General features: G+C 67.4%; 17 protein-coding genes. 3 read left to right on the top strand and 14 right to left on the bottom strand.

All coding sequences use genetic code 11. The features are described 5' to 3' along the window. The first annotated feature begins 91 nt into the window (after nucleotides 1-91). Nucleotides 92-967 (top strand): AEC family transporter, encoded by an 876-nt coding sequence (locus ToN1_RS10740; RefSeq protein ID WP_169208237.1) that lies wholly within the window; start codon nucleotides 92-94, stop codon nucleotides 965-967. Here the strand turns inward: ToN1_RS10740 and ToN1_RS10735 are convergent, their stop codons facing one another. The 10 genes from ToN1_RS10735 to ToN1_RS10690 all read right to left on the bottom strand — a co-directional run bounded on the left by ToN1_RS10735 (nucleotide 968) and on the right by ToN1_RS10690 (nucleotide 11,455). After that, on the bottom strand, nucleotides 968-1,744 hold the full coding sequence (locus ToN1_RS10735; RefSeq protein WP_169208238.1) for a slipin family protein: 777 nt from the start codon (nucleotides 1,742-1,744) through the stop codon (nucleotides 968-970). Then, nucleotides 1,741-3,162 (bottom strand): NfeD family protein, encoded by a 1,422-nt coding sequence (locus tag ToN1_RS10730; protein ID WP_169208239.1) that lies wholly within the window; start codon nucleotides 3,160-3,162, stop codon nucleotides 1,741-1,743. Before ToN1_RS10730 ends, ToN1_RS10735 begins: the two co-directional genes overlap by 4 nt. A gap of 215 nt (nucleotides 3,163-3,377) precedes the next feature. Next, on the bottom strand, nucleotides 3,378-4,652 hold the full coding sequence (locus tag ToN1_RS10725) for a nitronate monooxygenase (RefSeq protein ID WP_169208419.1): 1,275 nt from the start codon (nucleotides 4,650-4,652) through the stop codon (nucleotides 3,378-3,380). A 146-nt stretch (nucleotides 4,653-4,798) separates the two neighbouring features. Beyond that, nucleotides 4,799-6,079, bottom strand: a complete 1,281-nt coding sequence (cysN, locus tag ToN1_RS10720) for a sulfate adenylyltransferase subunit CysN (protein WP_169208420.1) — start codon at nucleotides 6,077-6,079, stop codon at nucleotides 4,799-4,801. A 460-nt stretch (nucleotides 6,080-6,539) separates the two neighbouring features. Then, a complete protein-coding gene (gene cysD, locus ToN1_RS10715; protein ID WP_169208421.1) occupies nucleotides 6,540-7,475 on the bottom strand; it encodes a sulfate adenylyltransferase subunit CysD in 936 nt (311 codons plus the stop codon). 8 nt (nucleotides 7,476-7,483) lie between these two features. Beyond that, complete coding sequence (locus ToN1_RS10710) at nucleotides 7,484-7,645, bottom strand: hypothetical protein (RefSeq protein ID WP_169208422.1); 162 nt, start codon at nucleotides 7,643-7,645, stop codon at nucleotides 7,484-7,486. Between the two features lie 4 nt (nucleotides 7,646-7,649). Beyond that, the gene (locus tag ToN1_RS10705; protein ID WP_169208423.1) at nucleotides 7,650-8,420 is read right to left on the bottom strand and encodes a phosphoadenylyl-sulfate reductase; all 771 of its coding nucleotides are present in this window, start codon (nucleotides 8,418-8,420) and stop codon (nucleotides 7,650-7,652) included. Then, nucleotides 8,417-8,959 (bottom strand): DUF934 domain-containing protein, encoded by a 543-nt coding sequence (locus tag ToN1_RS10700; RefSeq protein WP_169208424.1) that lies wholly within the window; start codon nucleotides 8,957-8,959, stop codon nucleotides 8,417-8,419. Before ToN1_RS10700 ends, ToN1_RS10705 begins: the two co-directional genes overlap by 4 nt. After that, a complete protein-coding gene (locus ToN1_RS10695) occupies nucleotides 8,952-10,637 on the bottom strand; it encodes a nitrite/sulfite reductase (protein ID WP_169208425.1) in 1,686 nt (561 codons plus the stop codon). Before ToN1_RS10695 ends, ToN1_RS10700 begins: the two co-directional genes overlap by 8 nt. A gap of 38 nt (nucleotides 10,638-10,675) precedes the next feature. Next, the gene (locus ToN1_RS10690; RefSeq protein WP_169208426.1) at nucleotides 10,676-11,455 is read right to left on the bottom strand and encodes a sulfite exporter TauE/SafE family protein; all 780 of its coding nucleotides are present in this window, start codon (nucleotides 11,453-11,455) and stop codon (nucleotides 10,676-10,678) included. 106 nt (nucleotides 11,456-11,561) lie between these two features. Here ToN1_RS10690 and cysB point away from each other — a divergent pair, with 106 nt between their 5' ends. Beyond that, nucleotides 11,562-12,503: an HTH-type transcriptional regulator CysB gene (gene cysB / locus ToN1_RS10685; RefSeq protein WP_169208427.1), complete on the top strand. Its 942-nt coding sequence runs from the start codon at nucleotides 11,562-11,564 to the stop codon at nucleotides 12,501-12,503. A gap of 13 nt (nucleotides 12,504-12,516) precedes the next feature. Here cysB and ToN1_RS10680 read toward each other — a convergent pair whose 3' ends face one another. The 3 genes from ToN1_RS10680 to ToN1_RS10670 form a co-directional block, all read right to left on the bottom strand. Continuing rightward, on the bottom strand, nucleotides 12,517-13,491 hold the full coding sequence (locus ToN1_RS10680; RefSeq protein ID WP_169208428.1) for an asparaginase: 975 nt from the start codon (nucleotides 13,489-13,491) through the stop codon (nucleotides 12,517-12,519). 22 nt (nucleotides 13,492-13,513) lie between these two features. Continuing rightward, nucleotides 13,514-15,253: a cation:proton antiporter domain-containing protein gene (locus ToN1_RS10675; protein ID WP_169208429.1), complete on the bottom strand. Its 1,740-nt coding sequence runs from the start codon at nucleotides 15,251-15,253 to the stop codon at nucleotides 13,514-13,516. A 109-nt stretch (nucleotides 15,254-15,362) separates the two neighbouring features. After that, entirely contained in the window at nucleotides 15,363-17,186 is a 1,824-nt protein-coding gene (locus ToN1_RS10670; RefSeq protein WP_169208430.1) for an ABCB family ABC transporter ATP-binding protein/permease, read from the bottom strand. Nucleotides 17,187-17,272: 86 nt separating this feature from the next. Between ToN1_RS10670 and ToN1_RS10665 the strand changes: the two genes are divergently transcribed. Further along, on the top strand, nucleotides 17,273-18,952 hold the full coding sequence (locus ToN1_RS10665; protein ID WP_244861024.1) for a DNA recombination protein RmuC: 1,680 nt from the start codon (nucleotides 17,273-17,275) through the stop codon (nucleotides 18,950-18,952). Here the strand turns inward: ToN1_RS10665 and ToN1_RS10660 are convergent. Continuing rightward, a complete protein-coding gene (locus ToN1_RS10660; protein ID WP_210148090.1) occupies nucleotides 18,928-20,601 on the bottom strand; it encodes an alpha-glucosidase in 1,674 nt (557 codons plus the stop codon). The two genes, ToN1_RS10665 and ToN1_RS10660, sit on opposite strands and share 25 nt — an antisense overlap. Between the last annotated feature and the right edge of the window lie 25 nt (nucleotides 20,602-20,626).

The following is a 20,626-nucleotide window of genomic DNA, read 5'->3' as shown; positions in this document are numbered from 1 at the left end:
GCTTGCCTCATCACGTCGCGGGGGGCCTTCACGGCCCCTTTTTTGTTGCCGCCGTGCGGCGCCCCTGTCACCGGGCTGTGTCCCGCCGTCCATGTTGATCCGCATCGTCTCAGTCCTCTTCCCGCTCTTCGCAGTGACCGCTCTCGGCTATCTCGTCGGCCGGCGCATGCGGCCGGATCTGTCGCATGTGAACAAGCTCAACATGGAGGTGTTCATTCCGGCGCTCGTCTTCGCGGCGCTGGCGAACAAGGAGTTTCGCATTGCCGAGTTCGGCTCGCTGGCAGTCGCGACGCTGTTGCTGGTGATGGGCACGGGCGTGGCCGGCTACGTGCTTGCGCGCCTGTGCGGGATCGCGCCGAAGACCTTGGTGCCGCCGATAATGTTCAACAACAGCGGCAATCTGGGACTGCCGCTCGCGGTTCTGGCGTTCGGCGATGCGGCACTGGCGCCGGCCGTGGTGATGTTCATGGTGTCGAACCTGCTGCATTTTTCCTTCGGTGCGTGGTTGCTCGACCATCGCATCAAGGTGTGGACGGTGTGGCGAGTGCCGTCGGTGCTGGCGACTTTTGCGGGCCTCGCGATCGGCATCGCCGGCATCGAGGTGTGGCCGCCGCTGATGCTCGCGATCAAGATGCTGGGCGACATCTCGATTCCGTTGATGCTGTTTGCGCTGGGTGTGCGCTTCACCGATTCGCGCATCGGCTCGCTCGGCCTGGGTCTCTTTGCAGCCGTGGCACGACCCGTTGCCGGCATGCTGCTGGCGTTCGTGCTGACGCTGGTGTTCGACCTGTCGGGGCAGGAGCGCGCGCTGTTGATCGTGTTCGGCGCGCTGCCACCCGCGGTGCTGAACTACATCTTCGCCGAGCGCTACCACCAGGAGCCGGAGGTGGTTGCGTCGATGGTGCTGATCGGCAATGTCGCCGCGGTGGTGTTCCTGCCGATTGCGCTGGCGATGGTGCTGCCGTGATCAATCGGGGGGCTGCTTGGACGACACCTCGGCGAGAAGCCCCTTCAGCAGGTCGACCGGGACGGGGAAGACGATCGTCGAGGCCTTGTCGCCGGCGATCTGCGTGAGGGTCTGCAGGTAGCGCAGCTGCATCGCCGCGGGCTGGCGGGCGAGCATCTCGGCGGCCTTCATGAGGCTCTCCGCGGCCTGCTTTTCGCCTTCGGCGTGGATCACCTTGGCGCGCCGCTCGCGCTCGGCTTCGGCCTGGCGGGCGATCGCTCGGATCATGCTCTCGTTGAGGTCGATGTGCTTGATCTCGACGTTGGCGACCTTGATGCCCCAGCCGTCGGTCTGGGCGTCGAGGATCTGCTGCACGTCGAGGTTGAGGCGTTCGCGCTCGGCGAGCATCTCGTCGAGTTCGTGCTTGCCGAGGACTGCGCGCAGCGTGGTCTGCGCGAGCTGGCTGGTGGCGACGAGGTAGTTCTCGACCTGGATGATCGCCTTCTGCGGGTCGATGACGCGGAAGAAAATGATTGCGTTGACCTTGACCGAGACGTTGTCGCGCGAGATCACGTCCTGGCTGGGCACGTCGAGGGTGACGACGCGCAAGTCCACCTTGACCATCTGCTGAATGCCGGGAATCACGACGATGAGGCCGGGGCCCTTGACCTTCCAGAAGCGGCCGAGCATGAAGATCACGCCGCGTTCGTATTCGCGCAGGATACGCAGGGAGCTCGCGACGAGGGCGACGAGCAGGAGCAGGATGGTGCCGAGGCCCAGGTTGAGGTCGAAGATCATGGCGGACTTCCTCCACGGCGATTGGCCGGATCGGCGATGAGCGGCTCGACGAGCAGGGTGAGGCCGTCGAGCCCGGTGATGCGCACCCGGTCTCCCGGTGCGAGGGGCGCCGCGCTGCGCACGCGCCAGGATTCGCCCTGGACGAGGGCCCATGCGCCTTCGGCGGTGACGGTGGTGACCGTTGCGATCGTGCCGGCCATCTGTTCGCGGCCGCTGACGACGGGCCGCCGGCGCGTGCGTGCGGCGAAGCTGCCGACGGCGCCGATCACCAGCGCGCTGGCGATCGCAAGGCCGATCAGGAAGGCGAGCGGGATGCCGAAGCCGGGTGCCTCGGTGTCCATGAGGAACAATCCGCCGACGACGAAGGCGACGATGCCGCCGACGCCGAGGGCGCCGAAGCTCGGCAGGAAGGCTTCGGCGAGCATCAGGATGGCGCCGAGGGCGAGCAGCGCGACGCCCGCCCAGTTCACCGGCAAAAGCTGGAAGGCGTACAGCGCGACCAGCAGGCAGATCGCGCCGGCGACGCCGGGCACGCCGAAGCCGGGGCTGGTGAACTCGAAGAACAGGGCGTAGATGCCGATCATCATCAGCACCAGTGCGAGCTGAGGATTCGATAACAGGGCGAGCAGACGCATGCGCCAGTCGGGAGCGATTTCGGTGACGGTCGCGGCGGCGGTCGACAGGCGTTGCGTGCGTCCGTCGTCGAGTTTCACCTCGCGGCCGTCGATCTTCCTCATCAGTTCGGGCAGGTCGGCGGCGATGAGGTCGATGACGCCGGCGGCGAGCGCTTCGTCGGCGGACAGGCTGGCGGCTTCGCGCACCGCGCGCTCGGCGAAGTCGCCGCTGCGCCCGCGCAGCTGCGCGAGGCTGCGCAGGTAGGCCGCGGCGTCGTTGCGGACCTTTTCCATCATCGCGTCGCCGATGCCCGGGGCGCTCTTGCCGTCCTTGTCCGCGTTATCGGCGTCGGGCTTGTCTCTGGGCGTGGGATCGCCCCCGGGTTTGCCGCCCGGCATGCCGATCGCCACGGGCGTCGCCGCGCCGAGGTTGGTGGCGGGGGCCATCGTCGCGAGATGGCTGGCGTACAGGATGTAGGTGCCGGCGCTGGCGGCACGCGCGCCCTCCGGGCCGACCCACGTGGCGATGGGGATGGGCGAGGCGAGGATGTCCCTGATGATGGCGCGCATCGAGGTGTCGAGGCCGCCGGGTGTGTCCATCGCAAGCACGAGAAGACCCGCGCCGCGCGCGTGCGCACGGGCGAGCTCGCGGGTGAAGAAGTCGGAGCTGGCTGGGCCGATCACGCCGTCGATGCGCAGCACGACGACCTCGCCGCCCGTCGGCGCGGCCGCCGGGCGGTTGAGTTGCAGGAAGCCGAAGATCAGCAGGGCGAGTGCGAGCAGCGCCCATATCGTTCTGCGCATACGCAATCCTGACGCCGGAACGCATCCGGTGTGCGGCATGCACGAAGCATCCGTTCGTATGAGTGCAGGTGGCGGCAGGCGTTCCCGTGGGGGCCGCGATTCATGTGGGGTGGCGATCGGCGGCGGGGGGGGGGGGCGGATGGAACAAGGGCGTGGCCGCCGTTCTGGCGGGCACGCCCTGCGCGATGTTGATGCCGGCGAGTGCCGGCGATGGATCAGGCCGACCCGGCTGCTTCGCCCGTCTCGACTGCAGGCAGCGCGATCTTGTTGTCCTTGCTGTACTGGTAGTCGTGGAAGATGTGCTCGGCGGTGAGGATCCGGTAGGTGCCGTCGGCGCGCCGGTGCGTGGTGTCCTTGAGGCGGTAGGTGTAGTGGCCGCAGGTCCAGCAATCGAAGTTGCGCATGTGGGTGCACAGGCAGGTCTTGTCCATCACCTTGAGCCGCTTCTCGTCGGGGTGCAGCGCGAGTTCGCGATTGTAGGCGGTGATGTAGGCGCAATTGCCGTTGCCGTCGAGCAGGTAGCCGTAGGCTTCGCAGTTCGGGCGGATGCCGGAGCCGATCGCGGGGCTGCTCTTCAGCATGCGCATCGGGTAGCCGGTGGGCGAGATGTTGTTGACCTCGATGTCCTGTTCCTGCGCGGCGAAGTAATGCTGTTGCACGTCGGGCGGGAGGCCGCATTCGTGCGACACCGTGAAGCGGGTGGCGACCTGCACGGCCGCGGAGCCGCTTTCAAGGAAGCGCACCGCGTCGCTGCCGGTGAAGATGCCGCCGGCGGGGATCAGGGGGATGTCGAGGTGCTCGGCGGCGAGCCATTCGCGGATCTCGGCGACGATGGCGTGCAGGTCGTACTGCGCCCAGTCCATGCCGAAGCCGAGGTGGCCGCCCGCGAGCGGGCCTTCGACGACGACGTAGTCGGGCAGGCGGTTGGTGCGCGCGGATTTGCGCAGGAAGAGTTGCAGCGCGCGCAGGGACGAGACGATGATGCCGAGCTTGACGTCGCGGAAGCGCGGGTGGTCCTCGATCAGGCCGAAGGAGCCGAGGTGCAGGCCGGCGGCCAGCGTGATGCCGTCGATGCCGGCATCCATGGCCGCGCGCAGGCGCACGCGCAGCGTTTCCTTGGGCCCGTTCATCGTCAACTTTTCCATGCAGTTGATGAAGATCAGGCCGTCGCCGCGCTTGCGTTCCATCGTGCGGCGGACATGGGTCTGCGTGGCCTCGGCGACCAGGCCGAGGTCGAACTGGACTTCGGACTTGTTGGCGTTGGCGACGTTGTACTTGTACTGCTTGAGCTTGTCGCGCACGTACTTGGTGTCGTAGCGACGGTCGCTGACGGTCGGCAGCATGGCATCGGAAATGTGGCCGATGCCGCCGAGGCGTGCTGCCTCGAGCGACAGATCTGACGTGGAGATGTCTACCCCCATCCCGCCAATCATGATCGGTACGTATTCCCTGCTCCCGAACCGCAGGCGAAAATCATCGAGACATTTCATGTGTGTCTTCTATATTGCGTTGCTGTGCCGGACAGCAGACAAATCGGCAAGGCGCGATTCTCCCACACCCGGGGCCGGAGGGGAAAACATCGCGCCCCGGGCGGCCTGCGGACGCCCGGGGCTGGGGAGGGAAAGGCCGCGGGCGCTCAGCCGATCATGCCTGCGCCGACGGTGTTGTTGGTGCTTTCGTCGATGATGATGAAGGCACCGGTGGCGCGATTCTCGACGTAGGGGTCGGCCAAGATCGGTTGCGCCAGTTTGAGCGTCAGGCGCGCGATATCGTTCATCGCGAGCGCGGTCGCGGGTTCCTGAGCGAGCGTGTTCACGTCGAGACGGTAGTCGATCTTCGCGACCTTGGCCTTCACTTCGCGCGTGGTGTGGCGCAGGAGGTAGGTGCGGGCGGGCGACAGGGGCGTCTCGGACAGCCAGCACAGGGTGGCGTCGATCTGTTTCAGCTGTTCGGGTGCTTCGGCAGTCTTGACGATCATGTCGCCGCGCGAGATGTCGATCTCGTCGGCGAGCAGCAGGGTGACGGACTGTTCGTGGATCGCGCGCTCGATGCTCTCGCCGCCGATCTGGATGTCCTTGATCGTGCTGGTGCGCCCTGCGGGCAGGACGGTGACGGTGTCGCCGACCACGATTTCTCCCGATTCGACGCGGCCCATGAAGCCGCGGTAGTCGTGCAGTTCGGGGTTGGCCGAGTCTTGCGGGCGGCAGACGAATTGCACGGGGAAGCGGAAGTCTTCGGCCTGTTCGGTGTGCGCGGCGGGCACAGTCTCGAGGATGTCGAGCAGCGTCGGGCCGTCGTACCAGCCGAGGCGCTCGCCGCGGTCGACGATCATGTCGCCGTTGAGGGCGGACAGGGGGATGAAGCGGACGTCCTTGATGCCGAGCTTTTCGGCGAAGGCGAGGTAGTCGGCCTTGATGCGTTCGAAGGTGGCCTGGTCGTAGTCGACGAGGTCCATCTTGTTCACGGCGACGAGGAGGTGTGGAATGCCGACGAGGCTCGCAAGGTAGGAGTGGCGGCGGGTCTGGGTGAGCACGCCCTTGCGCGCATCGACGAGGATGATCGCGAGGTTGGCGGTGGAGGCGGCGGTCACCATGTTGCGGGTGTACTGCTCGTGGCCCGGGGCGTCGGCGATGATGTACTTGCGGGTGCCGGTGGAGAAGTAGCGATAGGCGACGTCGATCGTGATGCCCTGCTCGCGCTCGGCTTGCAGGCCGTCGGTGAGCAGCGAGAGGTCGACGGCGCTCGTGCCGCGCTTGGCGGAGGTCTTCTCGATGGCGTTCAGCGTGTCGGCGAGGATGGTCTTGGTGTCGAACAGCAGACGGCCGATCAGGGTGCTCTTGCCGTCGTCGACGCTACCGCAGGTGAGGAAGCGCAGCAGGCCGTGATCGGTGTCGGGCAGGTTTTCGAGGGCGGACATGGTTTTGTTTCCTTCAAGCTTGCGAGAATTCTGGTGTTGCTCAGATCGTTGTGTGCGGCCGGGGTGCTAAGCCGCCGGCGCCGCGCGGGGTATTCGCTCTGCGGCTGCGGAACTCGCGCAGCGGCGCGCTTCCGCGCCTGCGCTCAGACAGTCCTCGCCGCGCCGCGAACACCCCACACGTCCCCGGCTACGTTCGGGTTGGCGAAAGGCCGGATTCGATCCATTGCACATTGCTCTTTTACGTTTGAAAGCCGCAGCAATGCGGGCTTGGATGCGTTTGCTTTTCCTTTCCACTTGTATGACGCAAGAGCGGGGCGGGGTGTTTGCGGAGCGGCGAGGACTGTCTGAGCAGACAGCGCGGAAGCGCGCTGTACTGCGAGTTCCGCAGCCGACGGAGCAAATTCCCCGTCCCGCTCGATTAAGCACCCCGCACTCCGAGACCCGAAGAACCAACCAAGCCTCAGAAATAACCTTCCTTCTTCCGCTGTTCCATCGACGCCTCCGAAGTCTGGTCGTCCAGACGGGTCGCACCGCGCTCGGTGATGGTCGTGGTGGCGGTTTCGATCACGATCTTTTCCACAGTGTCGGCGTCCGACTCGACCGGCGCCGTGCAGGAGATGTCGCCGACGGTACGGAAACGCACCTGCAGATCGACGATTTCCTCGCCGGCCCTGGGCAGGTTGGTCAGTTCTCCGCTCATCAGTGGCACGTTGACCGGCACGATGGCGCCCTGGCGAATGACGACGGGGCGCTGGTGGGCGAAGTAGATCGACGGCAGTTCGAGCTTCTCGCGCTCGATGTACTGCCACACGTCCATTTCGGTCCAGTTGCTGATCGGGAAGGCGCGGATGTTCTCGCCCTTGTGGCTGCGGGCGTTGTACAGGTTCCACAGCTCGGGGCGCTGGTTCTTCGGGTCCCACTGGCCGAACTCGTCGCGGAAGCTCATGATCCGCTCCTTCGCGCGGGCCTTCTCCTCGTCGCGACGGGCGCCGCCGATGCAGGCGTCGAAACCGAATTCCTCGATCGCCTCGAGCAGCGTCACCGACTGGTGCTTGTTGCGCGACTCGTTGTCGTGCTTCAGGACGACGGTGCCGCGCTTCATGGAGTCTTCCACCGAGCGGACGATCAGCCGCTCGCCCAGCTCGGCTGCGCGCTTGTCGCGGAACTCGACCACTTCCTTGTAGTTATGGCCGGTGTCGATGTGCATCAGGGGGAAGGGAAACTTGCCCGGGCGGAAGGCCTTCTCGGCGATGCGCAGCATGCAGATCGAATCCTTGCCGCCGGAGAAAAGCAGCACGGGATTGGCGCACTGGCCGGCGACCTCGCGCATGATGTGGATCGCCTCGGCTTCGAGCCAGTCGAGGTGGGACAGGGTTTGACGGGTCAGCGTGGACATCTTCTTTCTCAGTTACTGGTGTTCTTGGCGCGTAGCGCGCGCACTGCCGCCTTCATCCCCGCACGCAGCGCCGACAGGCGGCGGCGCAGATTGGGACGCGAGTCGGGGGCCGCCGGCGAGTGGCGGAGGGGGGCGGCTTCCCGCTGCTCGGGTTCCGGTCGGAGTCTCATGGTGTCAGCCCTTCTTGACGTGAAGCCCGCATTCCTTGGAGGTCGGGTCCTCCCACCACCAGCGCCCGGCGCGGACGTCCTCGCCGACCGCGATGGCGCGGGTGCAGGGGGCACAGCCGATGCTGGGGTAGAACTGCTCGTGCAGCGCGTTGTAAGGCACTTCGTGCATGCGCAGGTAGGCCCACACTTCGGTCTCGGACCAGTCCGACAGCGGGTTGAACTTCACCAGCCCGTTGCCCTCGTCGAACTCGCGCGTCGGCAGGCCGGTGCGCGTCGTCGATTGTGCGGCGCGCAGGCCGGTGATCCAGGCCTTCTTGCCGGAAAGCGCGCGCTGCAGCGGTTCGACCTTGCGCATGTGGCAGCAGGCCTTGCGCATCTCGACGGATTCGTAAAACCCGTTGATGCCGTGCGTGCGCACGTAGGTTTCGACGGCGTCGGACTTCGGGAAGAAGACCTTCAGGCGAGTGCCGTAGTGCTGCTCGACTTCGCCCATCAGCGTGTAGGTTTCCGCGGGCAGGCGGCCGGTGTCGAGCGAGAAGATTTCGATCGCCAGCTTTTCGCGCAGGATCAGGTCGGTGAGGACCATGTCCTCGGCACCGAAGCTGTTCGCGAAGGTGATTTCGCCCGTGGCGCCGAGTTCGGCGATCGCTGCGCGCAACAGGGCGAGGGCGGAGCCGGTCTTGTCGCTGACGGCTTCAACCAGCGGCTCGGTGAGCACCGGATGAATCGCCGGGTTCTTCGCCGCCGGGCGCAGCAGGCTGACTGCTCCGCTCATGCCTTCGCTCCGGCGCGCGCGACGCGGCGGAACAGCGGCTGCGGATGGGTGGCCGAGGCCTGGTAGGGTTGCGTGAAGTCGCTGATGCTCGCGACGGCGGCTTCGAGCTGCTCGTCGGTGTAGCGGTCCGCGCGCGGCTGCAGCGCGTCGAAGCCGCTGCGCGTCATGTAGTTGAACTGGTCGCGCAGTACGTCGCCGATCGCGCGCAGCTCGCCGGTGTAGCCGTAGCGCGTGCGCAGCAGCATGGCGGTCGAGTAGCCACGGCCGTCGGTGAACTTGGGGAAGTTTACCGCGATGACGGCGAAGCGCTTGACGTCGTCGTCAATGTCCTCGGGGCCGTCACCGGCATTCAGCCACACGCCCACTTCGCCACGATCGGCGCGCGCCGCGAGTTCGGCGTGGCGGGCCTGCCATACGGCCAAGGGCACGAGCGTGCGCCCGGCAGGCACGATTGCGTCTCCTGCAGTCTCGCCCTCGGCAAGCGAGACGATCTGCCAGTCGTCCGCGACGATCCGACCGTTCTTGATCAGCTTAGGCATTCGCCACCTTCCTTTGCGTGAATAGTTCGCCGCCATAGACGTTCTGCTTGAACGGTTCGACGCCGAGGCGGTGCGCCGTGTCGATGAAGCGCTCGTCGGGGTGCCGGTGTTCGATGTAGGTTTCGATCAGCTTCTCGACGACGTCGGCCATCTGCGCACGTGCGAACGACGGCCCGATGACCTTGCCGAGGGCGGTGCTGTTGCCTTGCGTGCCGCCGATCGTGACCTGGTACCACTCCTCGCCGTTCTTATCGACGCCGAGGATGCCGATGTGCCCGACGTGGTGGTGGCCGCAGGAGTTCATGCAGCCGGAGATGTTGATGTCGATGTCGCCGATGTCGTAGAGGTAGTCGAGATCGTCGAAGCGCTCCTGGATCGCCTGCGCGATCGGGATCGACTTCGCGTTCGCAAGGCTGCAGAAGTCGCCGCCCGGGCAGCAGATGATGTCGGTCAGCAGGCCGATGTTCGGTGTTGCCAGGCCTGCATCGCGGGCGAGTTGCCACAGCGTGTAGAGGTTTGACAGCTTCACGTCGGCGAGCACGATGTTCTGCTCGTGCGTCATCCGCGCCTCGCCGAAGCTGAAGCGGTCGGCCAGGTTGGCGACGAGGTCCATCTGGTCGGCGCTGATGTCGCCCGGCGCGACGCCGGTCTTCTTCAGCGAGAGCGTCACCGACGCGTAGCCCGGTTTCTTGTGGGCACGTACGTTGCGCTTGACCCATGCGGCGAAGGCGAGGTTTTCGACGAGATGATGGTGATGCGGCTTGTCGTCGGCCGGCAGGTCTTCGTACTGCGGATCGACGAAGTGCGCGGCGACGCGGGCGACCTCGGCTTCCGTGAGGGTGTTCGGGCCGTCCTTGGCGTGTGCCCATTCCTCGCGCACCTGCCAGCGGAATTCTTCGACGCCGAGCGCTTTGACGAGGATCTTGATGCGGGCCTTCCAGATGTTGTCGCGCCGGCCGTAGCGGTTATAGACGCGCAGGATCGCTTCGCAATAGGTGATCAGGTGCTGCCACGGCACGAAGCTTTCGATCTCCTCGCCGAGGATGGGCGTGCGGCCGAGACCGCCACCGACCAGCACGCGGAAGCCGATGTTGCCTTCGGCGTCGCGCTTGAGGTCGATGCCGATGTCGTAGACGCGCAGCACGACGCGGTCTTCGAGTGCGCCGTTCACGGCGATCTTGAACTTGCGCGGCAGGTAGGCGAATTCCGGGTTGTAGGTTGCCCACTGGCGCAGGATTTCCGCCCACGGACGCGGGTCGACGATCTCGTCGGCGGCGACGCCGGCGAAGGGGTCGGCCGTGATGTTGCGGATGTCGTTGCCCGAGGTCTGGTTCGCGTGCATCTGCACGGTCGCCAGCTCGGCGAGCATGTCGGGGATCACTTCCAGCGGCGACCAGTTGAACTGGACGTTGGTGCGCGTCGTGAAGTGCGCGTAGCCGTGGTCGTAGGTGCGCGCGAGGTGGGCGAGCTTGCGCAGCTGGCGGCTGGCGAGATGGCCGTAGGGCACCGAGATCCGGAACATCGGCGCGTGGCGCTGGATGTACAGGCCATTCTGTAGCCGCACGGGACGGAACTCGTCGTCGGTCAGCTCGCCGGCGAGGTGGCGCCGCATCTGTTCGCGGAACTGCGCGACGCGTTCGTCGAGAAGGTGCTGGTCGTATTCGTCGTATTGGTACATCGCGTACTCTCTCGTTGAGTCCTTCAAATCCTGCTCTTTCAGTGTCCGATCAGCTTCGCGCCGACCAGCACCAGCATCGTCGCGAGCATCGGCCGCAGCACCCGGTCGGGCACCTTCGTCGAAATGTGGCTGCCGAGCCAGATCCCCGGCAGCGAGCCGACGATGAGGCTGCCCAGCAGGAACCAGTCGACGCTGCCGAGCATCCAGTGACCGATGCCGGCGACCAGCGTCAGCGGCACCGCGTGGGCGATGTCCGAGCCCACGATGCGCAGCGCCGGCATCGTGGGGTAAAGGAAGAACAGCGCCGTAACGCCCAGCGCGCCGGCGCCGACCGAGGAGATCGACACCAGCACGCCAAGGACCGCCCCGGTCAGGACGGTGAGGCGTGCGGTGCGGGCAGGGTTGGGCACGCCGCCGAAGCGATTTACTGCGTAGGACTGGATCTGCTTGCGGAAGATGATCGCGACCGCGGTCAGCAGCAGCGCGATTCCCAACGCCACCTTGATGAGGTTGGCAGCGCCGTCGATGCCGCCCGGGGCGAACTTGCCGACCAGCACCAGCGTCAGCGCAGCGGCGGGGATGCTACCGGTGGCGAGCCGCCTTGTCACGGTCCAGTCGACCGTGCCCCTCATGCCGTGGGCAAGGGTGCCACCGGCCTTGGTGATCGCGGCGTAGAGGAGGTCGGTGCCGACCGCGACCGAGGGATGGATGCCGAACAGCAGCACGAGCAGCGGCGTCATCAGCGATCCGCCGCCGACGCCGGTCAAACCGACGATGGCGCCGACCGCGAACCCGGCGACTGTGTAGGCAAAGTCCATGAAAGCGTTCCCCTTGTATGGTGCGGTGCATCGTATGTGCGGAGAACAGGATCAAAAAGATGGTTTGCGTTAAACTTTAAGAAGTTTTGGTTATAAAGGGGCGGTGATGAACCTCCAGCAGCTGCGTTACATCCATGAAGTCGCGCGCCGTGGGCTGAACGTCTCGGACGCCGCGGAAGCCCTGTTCACGTCGCAGCCGGGGGTGTCGAAGCAGATCCGGCAGTTCGAGGCGGAACTGGGGGTGGATATCTTCGTGCGCCACGGCAAGCGCCTCGTCGATGTCACGGCGCCGGGCAGGCAGGTGCTGGCGATTGCCGAGCGCATGCTGCGCGACGCGGACAACCTGCGCCAGGTCGGGGAGGAGTTCACCAACGAGGTTGCGGGCGACCTCTCCATCGCGACCACCCACACGCAGGCGCGCTACGTGCTGCCGCGCGTGGTCCGCGACTTCATGCAGCGTTTTCCGCTGGTGAAGCTGTCGCTGCATCAGGGCAGCCCCCGCCAGGTGTGCGACATGGTGATGTCGGGCGAGGCGGACATCGCGATCGCGACCGAGGCGATCGCCGAGTACGACGAGATGGTGATGCTGCCCTGCTATCAGTGGAACCGCTGCATCGTCGCGACGCCGCGCCACCCGATCCTGAAGGAGCATCCGCTGACGCTGGAGGCGATCGCGCGCTATCCGGTGATCACCTACGACGATGCCTTCACCGGGCGCAGCCTGATCAACAAGGCCTTCCTCGGGCGCGGGCTGCGGCCGAACGTGGTGCTGACGGCGCTGGACTCGGACGTGATCAAGACCTACGTGGCGATGGATCTGGGCATCGGCATCGTCGCGCGCATGGCCTACGACCCGGCGACCGACCGCGGACTGGGAATGGCGGACGCCGCCCACCTGTTCGAATCGAGCACGACGCGCGTGGGGCTTCGACGCAACGCCTACCTGCGCGGCTACGTGTATGCGTTCATCGAGCTGTTCGCGCCGCACCTGACGCGGCGGATGATCGACGTGGCGCTGGCGGGCGGCGGTGAGGACTACGGGATGTAGTGGGCGGCCGCGCTCAGCCGGCGTCGCCGAGGACGAGGTCGAGCCGGGCGGGGTCGCCGGCTGCGAGCGCTAGCATCAGTGCGACGCGCGCCTGCGAGGCCGGCAGCTCGCCCGCGGCCCGCGTGCCGAGGCGATCGTCCAGCGCCTTGTGCCCGACCGGCCCCGTGCCCGCGCGGGAGGCGCGGATCACCGGAATGCCGCGCGCGCCGGCGGCCGCGAGCGGCGCTTCCCAGGCCTCGGGCAGACTGCCGTTGCCGGGCAGCGCGAGCACCAGGCCGCGAGCACCATCCGCGATCATGACATCGACGAGGGCGGGCGGCGTGCCCGCGCCGACGTAGAGGACGTCGACGCGCGGCAGATCGGCGAGATCGGGCGGGAGTTGCAGGCACAGCCGCGCCCCGGCCGGCGGCGGGGCGAAATAGCGCAGCGGGTCGGTCTGCCCGATCGCGCCGGCGCTCGCGCTGCCGAAGGCGTCGAGGCGGTGGGTCTCGCGCTTTCTCACGCCGCGGGCGGGCAGGATCGCGTCGCCGAAGCTCACCAGCACGCCCCGGCCGCGACTGTCCGGGTGAGCGGCGACGCAGGCGGCGTTGTAGAGGTTCATCGGACCGTCGGCAGACAGTGCCGTCGCGGGGCGCATCGCGGCGGTGAGGACGACGGGCTTGGCGGCGGCGAGCGTCAGGTCCAGGAAGGCCGCGGTCTCTTCCAGCGTGTCGGTGCCGTGCGTGATGACGATGCCGTCGATCGCGGGATCGTCCAGCAGGGCGCGGACGCGGCGGCCGAGCGCGAGCCAGTGCGCCGGCTGCATGTCCTTGCTGTCGAGGCTGAAGAGCTGTTCGGCGCGGATTTGCGCGACGTCGGCGAGCGGCGGCACGGCGGCGAGCAGCGCGTCGGCGCCGAGCGCGCCGGCGGTGTAGCCGGTGGTGTCGGTGGCAGATGCCGCGGCGCCGGCGATGGTGCCGCCGGTGGCGACGAGGGCGAGGGTGGGCATGGCGGAGTCCTCCGTTTGTGATTCAGCTCGGGCGGAACACGGCGATGCGGCGTGCGCGTTCCTGTTCGAGCAGCCGCGCGGCGACGTCGCCCGGGACGCCCAGCGTTTCGAATACCGAACCGGCTAGCTGCAGGCCGGATTCCAGCGTCTCGGGGATCACGACCGTCGCCCCGGCGTCGCGCAGCGCCTGGGCGTGCGCCTCGTCGCGGGCGCGGGCGGCGATGCGTATGCCGGGCGAGCTCGCGCGGATGCCTTTCACCGCGTGCACGGCGGCGGCGGTGTGGTCCATCGTCAGCACCACGGCGACCGCGCGTTCGAGATGCAGCTTGCGCAGCAGTTCCGGGCGGCTCGCGTCGCCGAAATGCACCGGCGCACCGCGCGCGCGCAGCTTCTTGACGCGTTTGGCGTCCGATTCGACGGCGAGGTGGGGAATGCCTTGTTCGGACAGCAGCTCGCCGATGAGTTGCCCGACGCGGCCGTAGCCGGCGACGATCACGTGGCCGCTGATCTGGTCGAGCGGGGCGCTCGCCTCCGGGGCCGTGCCGCCGAGCTTCGCGTCGATGCCGTCACCGAGTTTGCGGCCGAAGAATGTGAGCGGTGGCGTGACGAGCATCGACAGGCCCACGACGAGCAGCATGAAGTGGCCGACCGTCGGATTGATCAGGCCCAGCCCGAGCGCCATGCCGATGACGATGAAGGCGAACTCGCCGCCCTGCCCGAGCATGATGCCACCTTCGGCGGCGCGTCCCCACGAGAGGCCGAAGAGGCGAAACAGCACGATCAGGATCAGACCCTTGATCGCGAGCACACCGATCACGGAAAGGGGCAGCAGCATGGGTTCGGCGAGGATCGCGCTGACGTCGATGCCCATGCCCACGGACATGAAGAAGAGGCCCATCAGGAGGCCCTTGAAGGGCTCGATCGTGACCTCGACCTCGTGGCGGAACTCGGTCTCGGCGATCAGGAGACCCGCGAGGAGCGCGCCCATCTCCATCGACAGGCCCGCTGCCTGCGTGAGCACCGCGACGCCCAGCGTCGTGAGCAGGGTCACCGCCATGAACGATTCGGATTGGCGAATTGCTGCGATCTGGTGGAAGAGCGGTCGCACGATGCGGCTGCCGATGAAGTAGATCAGCGCGACCGTGACGATGCCTTTCAGCGCTGCCACGCCCATCAGCGTGCTGACGCTTTCGCCGGATTTCTGCCCGAGCACGCTGACGACGACCAGCAGCGGGACGACGGCGAGATCCTGGAACAGCAGCACCGAGAAGGTCGCCTGGCCGAGCGGAGTGCCGACCTCGCGCCGCTGCGTGAGGAGCTGCATGACGACTGCGGTCGAGGAAAAGGAAAGGACGAATCCCAGCACGACGGACGATTCGAAGGTGTTGCCGAAGGCGTAGGCGATGCCGCCGATCGTGAGCGCCGATAGGCCGACCTGCAGGGCCCCCAGGCCGAACACGAGGCGACGCATCGCCCACAGGCGGTCGACGGACATCTCCAGCCCGATCATGAACATCAGGAAGATCACGCCGAATTCCGCGAAGATCGACACGTCTTCCTGGCGCGAGAACGTCAGGTGGCGCAGCCACGGGACGGCGTCGGTGTGCTGGCCGAGGCCGAAGGGTCCGACCATCATGCCCACGGCGAGAAAGCCCAGTACCGGGTTGATCCTGCGCCGCTGCAGCAGCGGGATCAGCACGCCGGCGAATGCGAGGAAGAGGATGACTTCTCGGAGGAAGGCGGGTGCGTCGTGCGCGTCCATTAACGGATCTTGTGTTGCCGTATGCAGTAAGTGTATCGGATCGGTGCGCCCTCATGACTTGCGGACAACGCTGTCCTCGGGGCGATCGGGCGTGTGTGCAAGGCAGGGTCTAGGGGTTGGATCCTGCGAGCAGGGCTTCCTCGCGTTCCTGCTGTTGCAGCGCCCACATGCGGGCGTATTCGCTGCCGTGAGCGAGCAATTCGCCGTGCGTGCCACGTTCGACGATGCGGCCCTGGTCGAGCACGATGATCTCGTCGGCGTTCATGATGGTTGACAGCCGGTGCGCGATCACGAGCGCGGTGCGTCCTTCGGCGGCGAGGTCGAGTTGCGCCTGGATCGCCTTTTCGGTCTTGGAGTCGAGCGCAGAGGTGGCTTCGTCGAAGATCAGGATGGCGGGGTTCTTCAGCAGTGCCCGCGCGATCGCGACGCGCTGCTTCTCGCCGCCGGAGAGCTTCAGTCCGCGCTCACCCACGCGTGTCTCCCAGCCGTCCGGCAGGCGCGCGATGAAGTCGGTGAGCTGGGCGGCGCGTGCGGCGGCCTCGACCTCGGCCCGGCTCGCCTCGGGCCGGCCGTACTGGATGTTGTAGTAGAGCGTGTCGTTAAACAGCACGGTGTCCTGCGGCACGATCCCGATCGCCTGGCGCAGGCTCGACTGCGTGAGCGCGCGAAGGTCGTGGCCGTTCACGCGGATCGCACCCTGCTGCACGTCGTAGAAGCGGTACAGCAGGCGCGCGAGCGTCGACTTGCCCGATCCCGAGTGGCCGACGACGGCGACGGTGCGGCCGGCGGGAATCGCGAAGTCGACGTCGTGCAGGATGGTGCGTTTGGGGTCGTAGGCGAAGCCGACATGCTCGAAATGCACGCTCGCGGGGCCGGGCGGCAGCGCGACGGCGTCGGGCGCGTCGGCGACCTCGCGGTGCTCGTGCATCAGCCCGAACATGCGCTCGATGTCGGTCAGCGACTGGCGCAGCTCGCGGTACAGCACGCCGAGGAAGTTGAGCGGGATGTAGAGCTGGATCAGGAAGGCGTTGACCAGCACGATGTCGCCGATCGTCATCGTGCCCGCTGCCACCCGGCTCGCGGCCTGCCACATCATCGCGGTGACGCCGAGCGCGATGATCGCCGCCTGGCCGATGTTGAGCGCCGACAGCGATTTCTGGTTGGTGACCTGCGCATTCGTCCACTTGCGCATCTGCTCGTCGTAGCGGCGCGCCTCGAAGTCCTCGTTGTTGAAGTACTTCACGGTCTCGAAGTTGATCAGGCTGTCGATCGCGCGTGCGTTCGCGGCCGAGTCCAGCTCGTTCGCCTGGCGCCGCAGCACCGTGCGCCAGTTCGTGATGCGGACCGTGAAGAAGATGTAGAGGACCAGTGTGCCGAGCGTGATGAGCGCGAAAACGGGGTCGTACTGCACGAGCAGGATGCCGATCACGAGGCTGATCTCGATCAGCGTCGGCAGGATGGAATACAGCGTGTAGCTGATCAGCGAGCCGATCGAGCGTGTGCCGCGTTCGATGTCGCGCGTGAGGCCGCCGGTCTGGCGCTCGAGATGGAAGCGCAGCGACAGCGCGTGCAGGTGGCGGAACACGCGCAGCGCGATCTCGCGCACGGCGTTCTGCGTCACGCGCGCGAACACGATCTCGCGCAGCTCGGTGAACAGCGAGGTCGAGAAGCGCAGCACGCCGTAGGCGAGCAGCAGCGCAGCGGGGACGACGATGAAGGCTTGATCGGTGGTCAGCGACAGCCCATCGATGAGGCGCTTGAAGATCAGCGGCACGGCCACGTTCGCGCCCTTCGCCGCGACGAGGCAGGACAGCGCGAACAGCACCCGGACCTTGTAGGCCCAGATGTAGGGGAACAGGCTCTTCAGGGTCTGCCAGTCGTGGCGTTCGGTCGGCTCGGGGCCGGGCAGTGCAGTGGATGGTCCGCGTCTCATCGGGCAATTCTATCGTGCCGGCGCTACCATTTCGCCTTTCGCCCGCCCCGTCCGGGGTGCGGCAGACGAAACGGGATGGCGGAACGATGGAGAGCGGTTCGGTGGGCGTGCTGGTCTGGTTGGTCGCGGTGCTGGGCGGGGTGGTTGCCGGGGCGGTGCTGGTGTGGCTGCTGCTGCGTGGCCGCGCGGCCGAGGCGGCTGCGGCGGCGATCGAGCAGGGGCGCGCGGAGGTGCGCGTCGAGCTCGCCGCGGCGACGGAGCGGGCGCGGGCGCTGGAGCAGGAGCGCGCGCAGTCGCTCGCCCAGTTCGACGCCCTGCGGCGCCAGGCGGGCGAGTGGCGTGACGCGCTCGATGCGGTGCGCGACGAGCGCGCGCAGCTCGCCGAACGGGCGACACGCGTCGCGCCGCTGGAGCAGCAGAATGGTGAGGCGCTGGCACGCCTGGCGACCCTGCAGCGCGAGGCCGGCGAGCAGCGCGAGACGCTCGGGCGCGTGAACTCGCAGCTCGCGGCGGAGCTGAAGGCCGAGCGCGAGCTGCTGGCGGCGCTGCGCGGCGATCTCCAGGCCGAACGGACCCTGCGCGAGCAGGCGGAGACGCTGGCGAACCGCCTGAATGCCGAACTCGCCGAACTCAACACGCGCTTCGAGGCCGAGCGGCGCGCCGCCGATGAGAAGCTCGCCTTGCTGATCGCGGCGCGCGAGAGCCTCACCGACCAGTTCAAGAGCCTCGCCAACGACATCCTCGAGGAGAAGGCCAAGCGCTTCACTGAGCAGAACCAGGCGAACATCGGCCAGATCCTCGACCCGCTGCGGGTGAAGCTGCAGGAATTCCAGGGCAAGGTCGAGCAGGTCTACGTGCAGGAGGGCAAGGACCGCAGCGCGCTCGCCGAGCAGGTGCGCCAGCTGATGGAGCTCAACCAGTCGCTTTCGCAGGACGCGAAGAACCTCACGCGCGCGCTGAAGGGCTCGAGCAAGGCGCAGGGCAACTGGGGCGAGCTGATCCTCGAGCGCGTGCTGGAAGCCTCGGGCCTGAGGAAGGGCGAGGAATACGACGTGCAGGAGAGCCACACGCGCGACGACGGCTCGCGCGCGCAGCCCGACGTCGTGATCCATCTGCCGGAGGATCGCCACCTGGTGGTCGACGCCAAGGTGTCGCTCACCGCCTACGAGGACTACGTCACGGCGGAGGACGAGGGCGAGCGCAACGCCGCGGCGAAGCGTCATCTCGACTCGGTGCGCGCGCACATCAAGGGCCTGTCGGAGCGCAACTACCAGGACCTGTACGGCCTGAAGTCGCTCGACTTCGTGCTGATGTTCGTGCCGGTCGAGCCCGCCTTCATGCTCGCTGTGACGCACGATCGCGAGCTCTTCATGGACGCGTGGCAGAAGAACGTGCTGCTGGTGAGCCCGTCGACGCTGCTCTTCGTCGTGCGCACGGTGGCCCACCTGTGGCGCCAGGAGGCGCAGAACCGTAACGCGCAGGACATCGCGAAGCGGGGCGCGGAGCTGTACGACAAGCTGGTCGGCTTCGTCGAGGACCTGGAGTCGGTCGGCAACCGGCTGGAGCAGGCGCAGAAGGCCTACCATGCCGCGCACAACAAGCTCGCGAGCGGGCGCGGCAACGTGATCCGGCAGGCGGAGATGCTGAAGCAGCTCGGTGTGAAGCCGACCAAGGCGCTCCCCGGGGCGATGGTCGAGGCGGCGACCGATGGCGACGACGCGGCTGCGCCGGCCGTTACGGATCAGCAGGCGGCCGTGATGCGATAGACGCGCGCCTCCCATGGCGCGAGGCGTAGCACGTGCCGCGGGCCGTGCGGCGCGACGGCGCGGTTCGCGAGCAGCAGGCCGTCCGAGGCGAGCGCGAAGCCCGCGTGGCGGAAGGTCGCGGGGTGGCCTGCGAGGTTGCAGATCACGGCGATGCGTTCGTCGCCCTCGCCGCGGGTGTAGGCGTAGATGCGCGTGCTGCGGGGTGCGAGCGCGCTGTAACGGCCGTGGAGCAGCGTGGGCTCGCGCCGGCGCAGCGCGATCAGCGCGCGGTAATGGTGGAGCACCGAGCCGGGGTCGGCCTGCTGGCGGGCGACGTTGGCGTTGCGGCAGTCGTGGTGCGCCGCGAGCCACGGCGTTCCGGTCGTGAAGCCGCCCTGCGGGCTGCCGTCCCAGGGCATCGGTGTGCGCGAGGTGTCGCGGCCGGTGCGGCGCATCTCGTCGAGGATCGCGTCCTCGCTCATGCCCGCGGCGCGCATCTCGGCGATGCGGTTGTGCGCGAAGCTGTCGCGGAATTCGGCGAGGCTGCCGAACTGCGCGTTCGCGAGGCCGAGCTCCTGCCCCTGGTAGATGAAGGGCGTGCCTTCCATCAGGAAGTACATCGTCGCGAGCGCGGTGGCGCTCTCGTGCGGGTGGTGCAACGGGTCACCCCAGCGCGAGAGGACGCGCGGCAGGTCGTGGTTTTCGAGGTACAGCGCGTTCCAGCCGCGGCCGTGCAACGCACGCTGCCAGCGGCCGAGGATGCGTTTGAGCGCGCGCACGTCGAGCGCCGCCTGCGGGGCGTTCGACCACAAGTGCCAGTGCTCGAACTGCAGGATCATCGACAACCGCGCGCGCGTCGTCCCCACCCATTCCCCGGCCTCGTCCGGACCGATGCCGTTGGCCTCGCCGACGGTCATCGCGTCGCGGCCGGCGAGTGTCTCGCGGCATAGTTCGTCGATGTCGTCGAGGATGCCGGCGACGTTCATGTGGAAGGGGTAGGCGGCGACCTGCGCGAGGCCCTGCGGATTGGGCATGTCGGGCAGTCCCGGCGCCTTGCGGATGTGGGTGATCGCGTCGATGCGGAAGCCGTCCACGCCCTTGTCCAGCCACCAGCGCATCATCGCGTGGATCGCCGCGCGCACGGCCGGGTTCTCCCAGTTCAGGTCGGGCTGGCGGCGCGTGAAGAGGTGCAGGTACCACTGGTCCGTCGCGGCGTCGTGCTCCCATGCGGGGCCGCGGAAGATGCTCTCCCAGTTGTTCGGCGGGCCGCCGTCACGGCCGTCGCGCCAGATGTACCAGTCGCGCTTCGGGTTGTCGCGCGAGGCGCGCGACTCGACGAACCACGGGTGCTCGTCGCTGGTGTGGTTGATGACGAGGTCGAGGATCACGCGCATGCCGCGGCGGTGCGCGTCGGCGAGCAGGCGGTCGAAGTCGGCCAGGGTGCCGAACTCGTCCATGATCGCGCAGTAGTCCGAGATGTCGTAGCCGTTGTCGTCGTTGGGCGAGCGGTAGATCGGGCACAGCCACAGCGTGTCGACGCCAAGCCACGCGAGGTAGTCTAGGCGCGCGAGGATGCCCGGCAGGTCGCCGACGCCGTCGCCGTCCGTGTCCATGAAGCTGCGCGGATAGATCTGGTAGACGACGGCCTGTTGCCACCATCTGCTTTCCATGGCGCCCCCTGCATGCATCACATGT

The organism is Aromatoleum petrolei (assembly GCF_017894385.1).
Classification (GTDB): Bacteria; Pseudomonadota; Gammaproteobacteria; order Burkholderiales; family Rhodocyclaceae; genus Aromatoleum; species Aromatoleum petrolei.
Note: the sequence above shows the minus strand (reverse complement) of the source record. Positions and strands in the feature narration are given on the sequence as shown.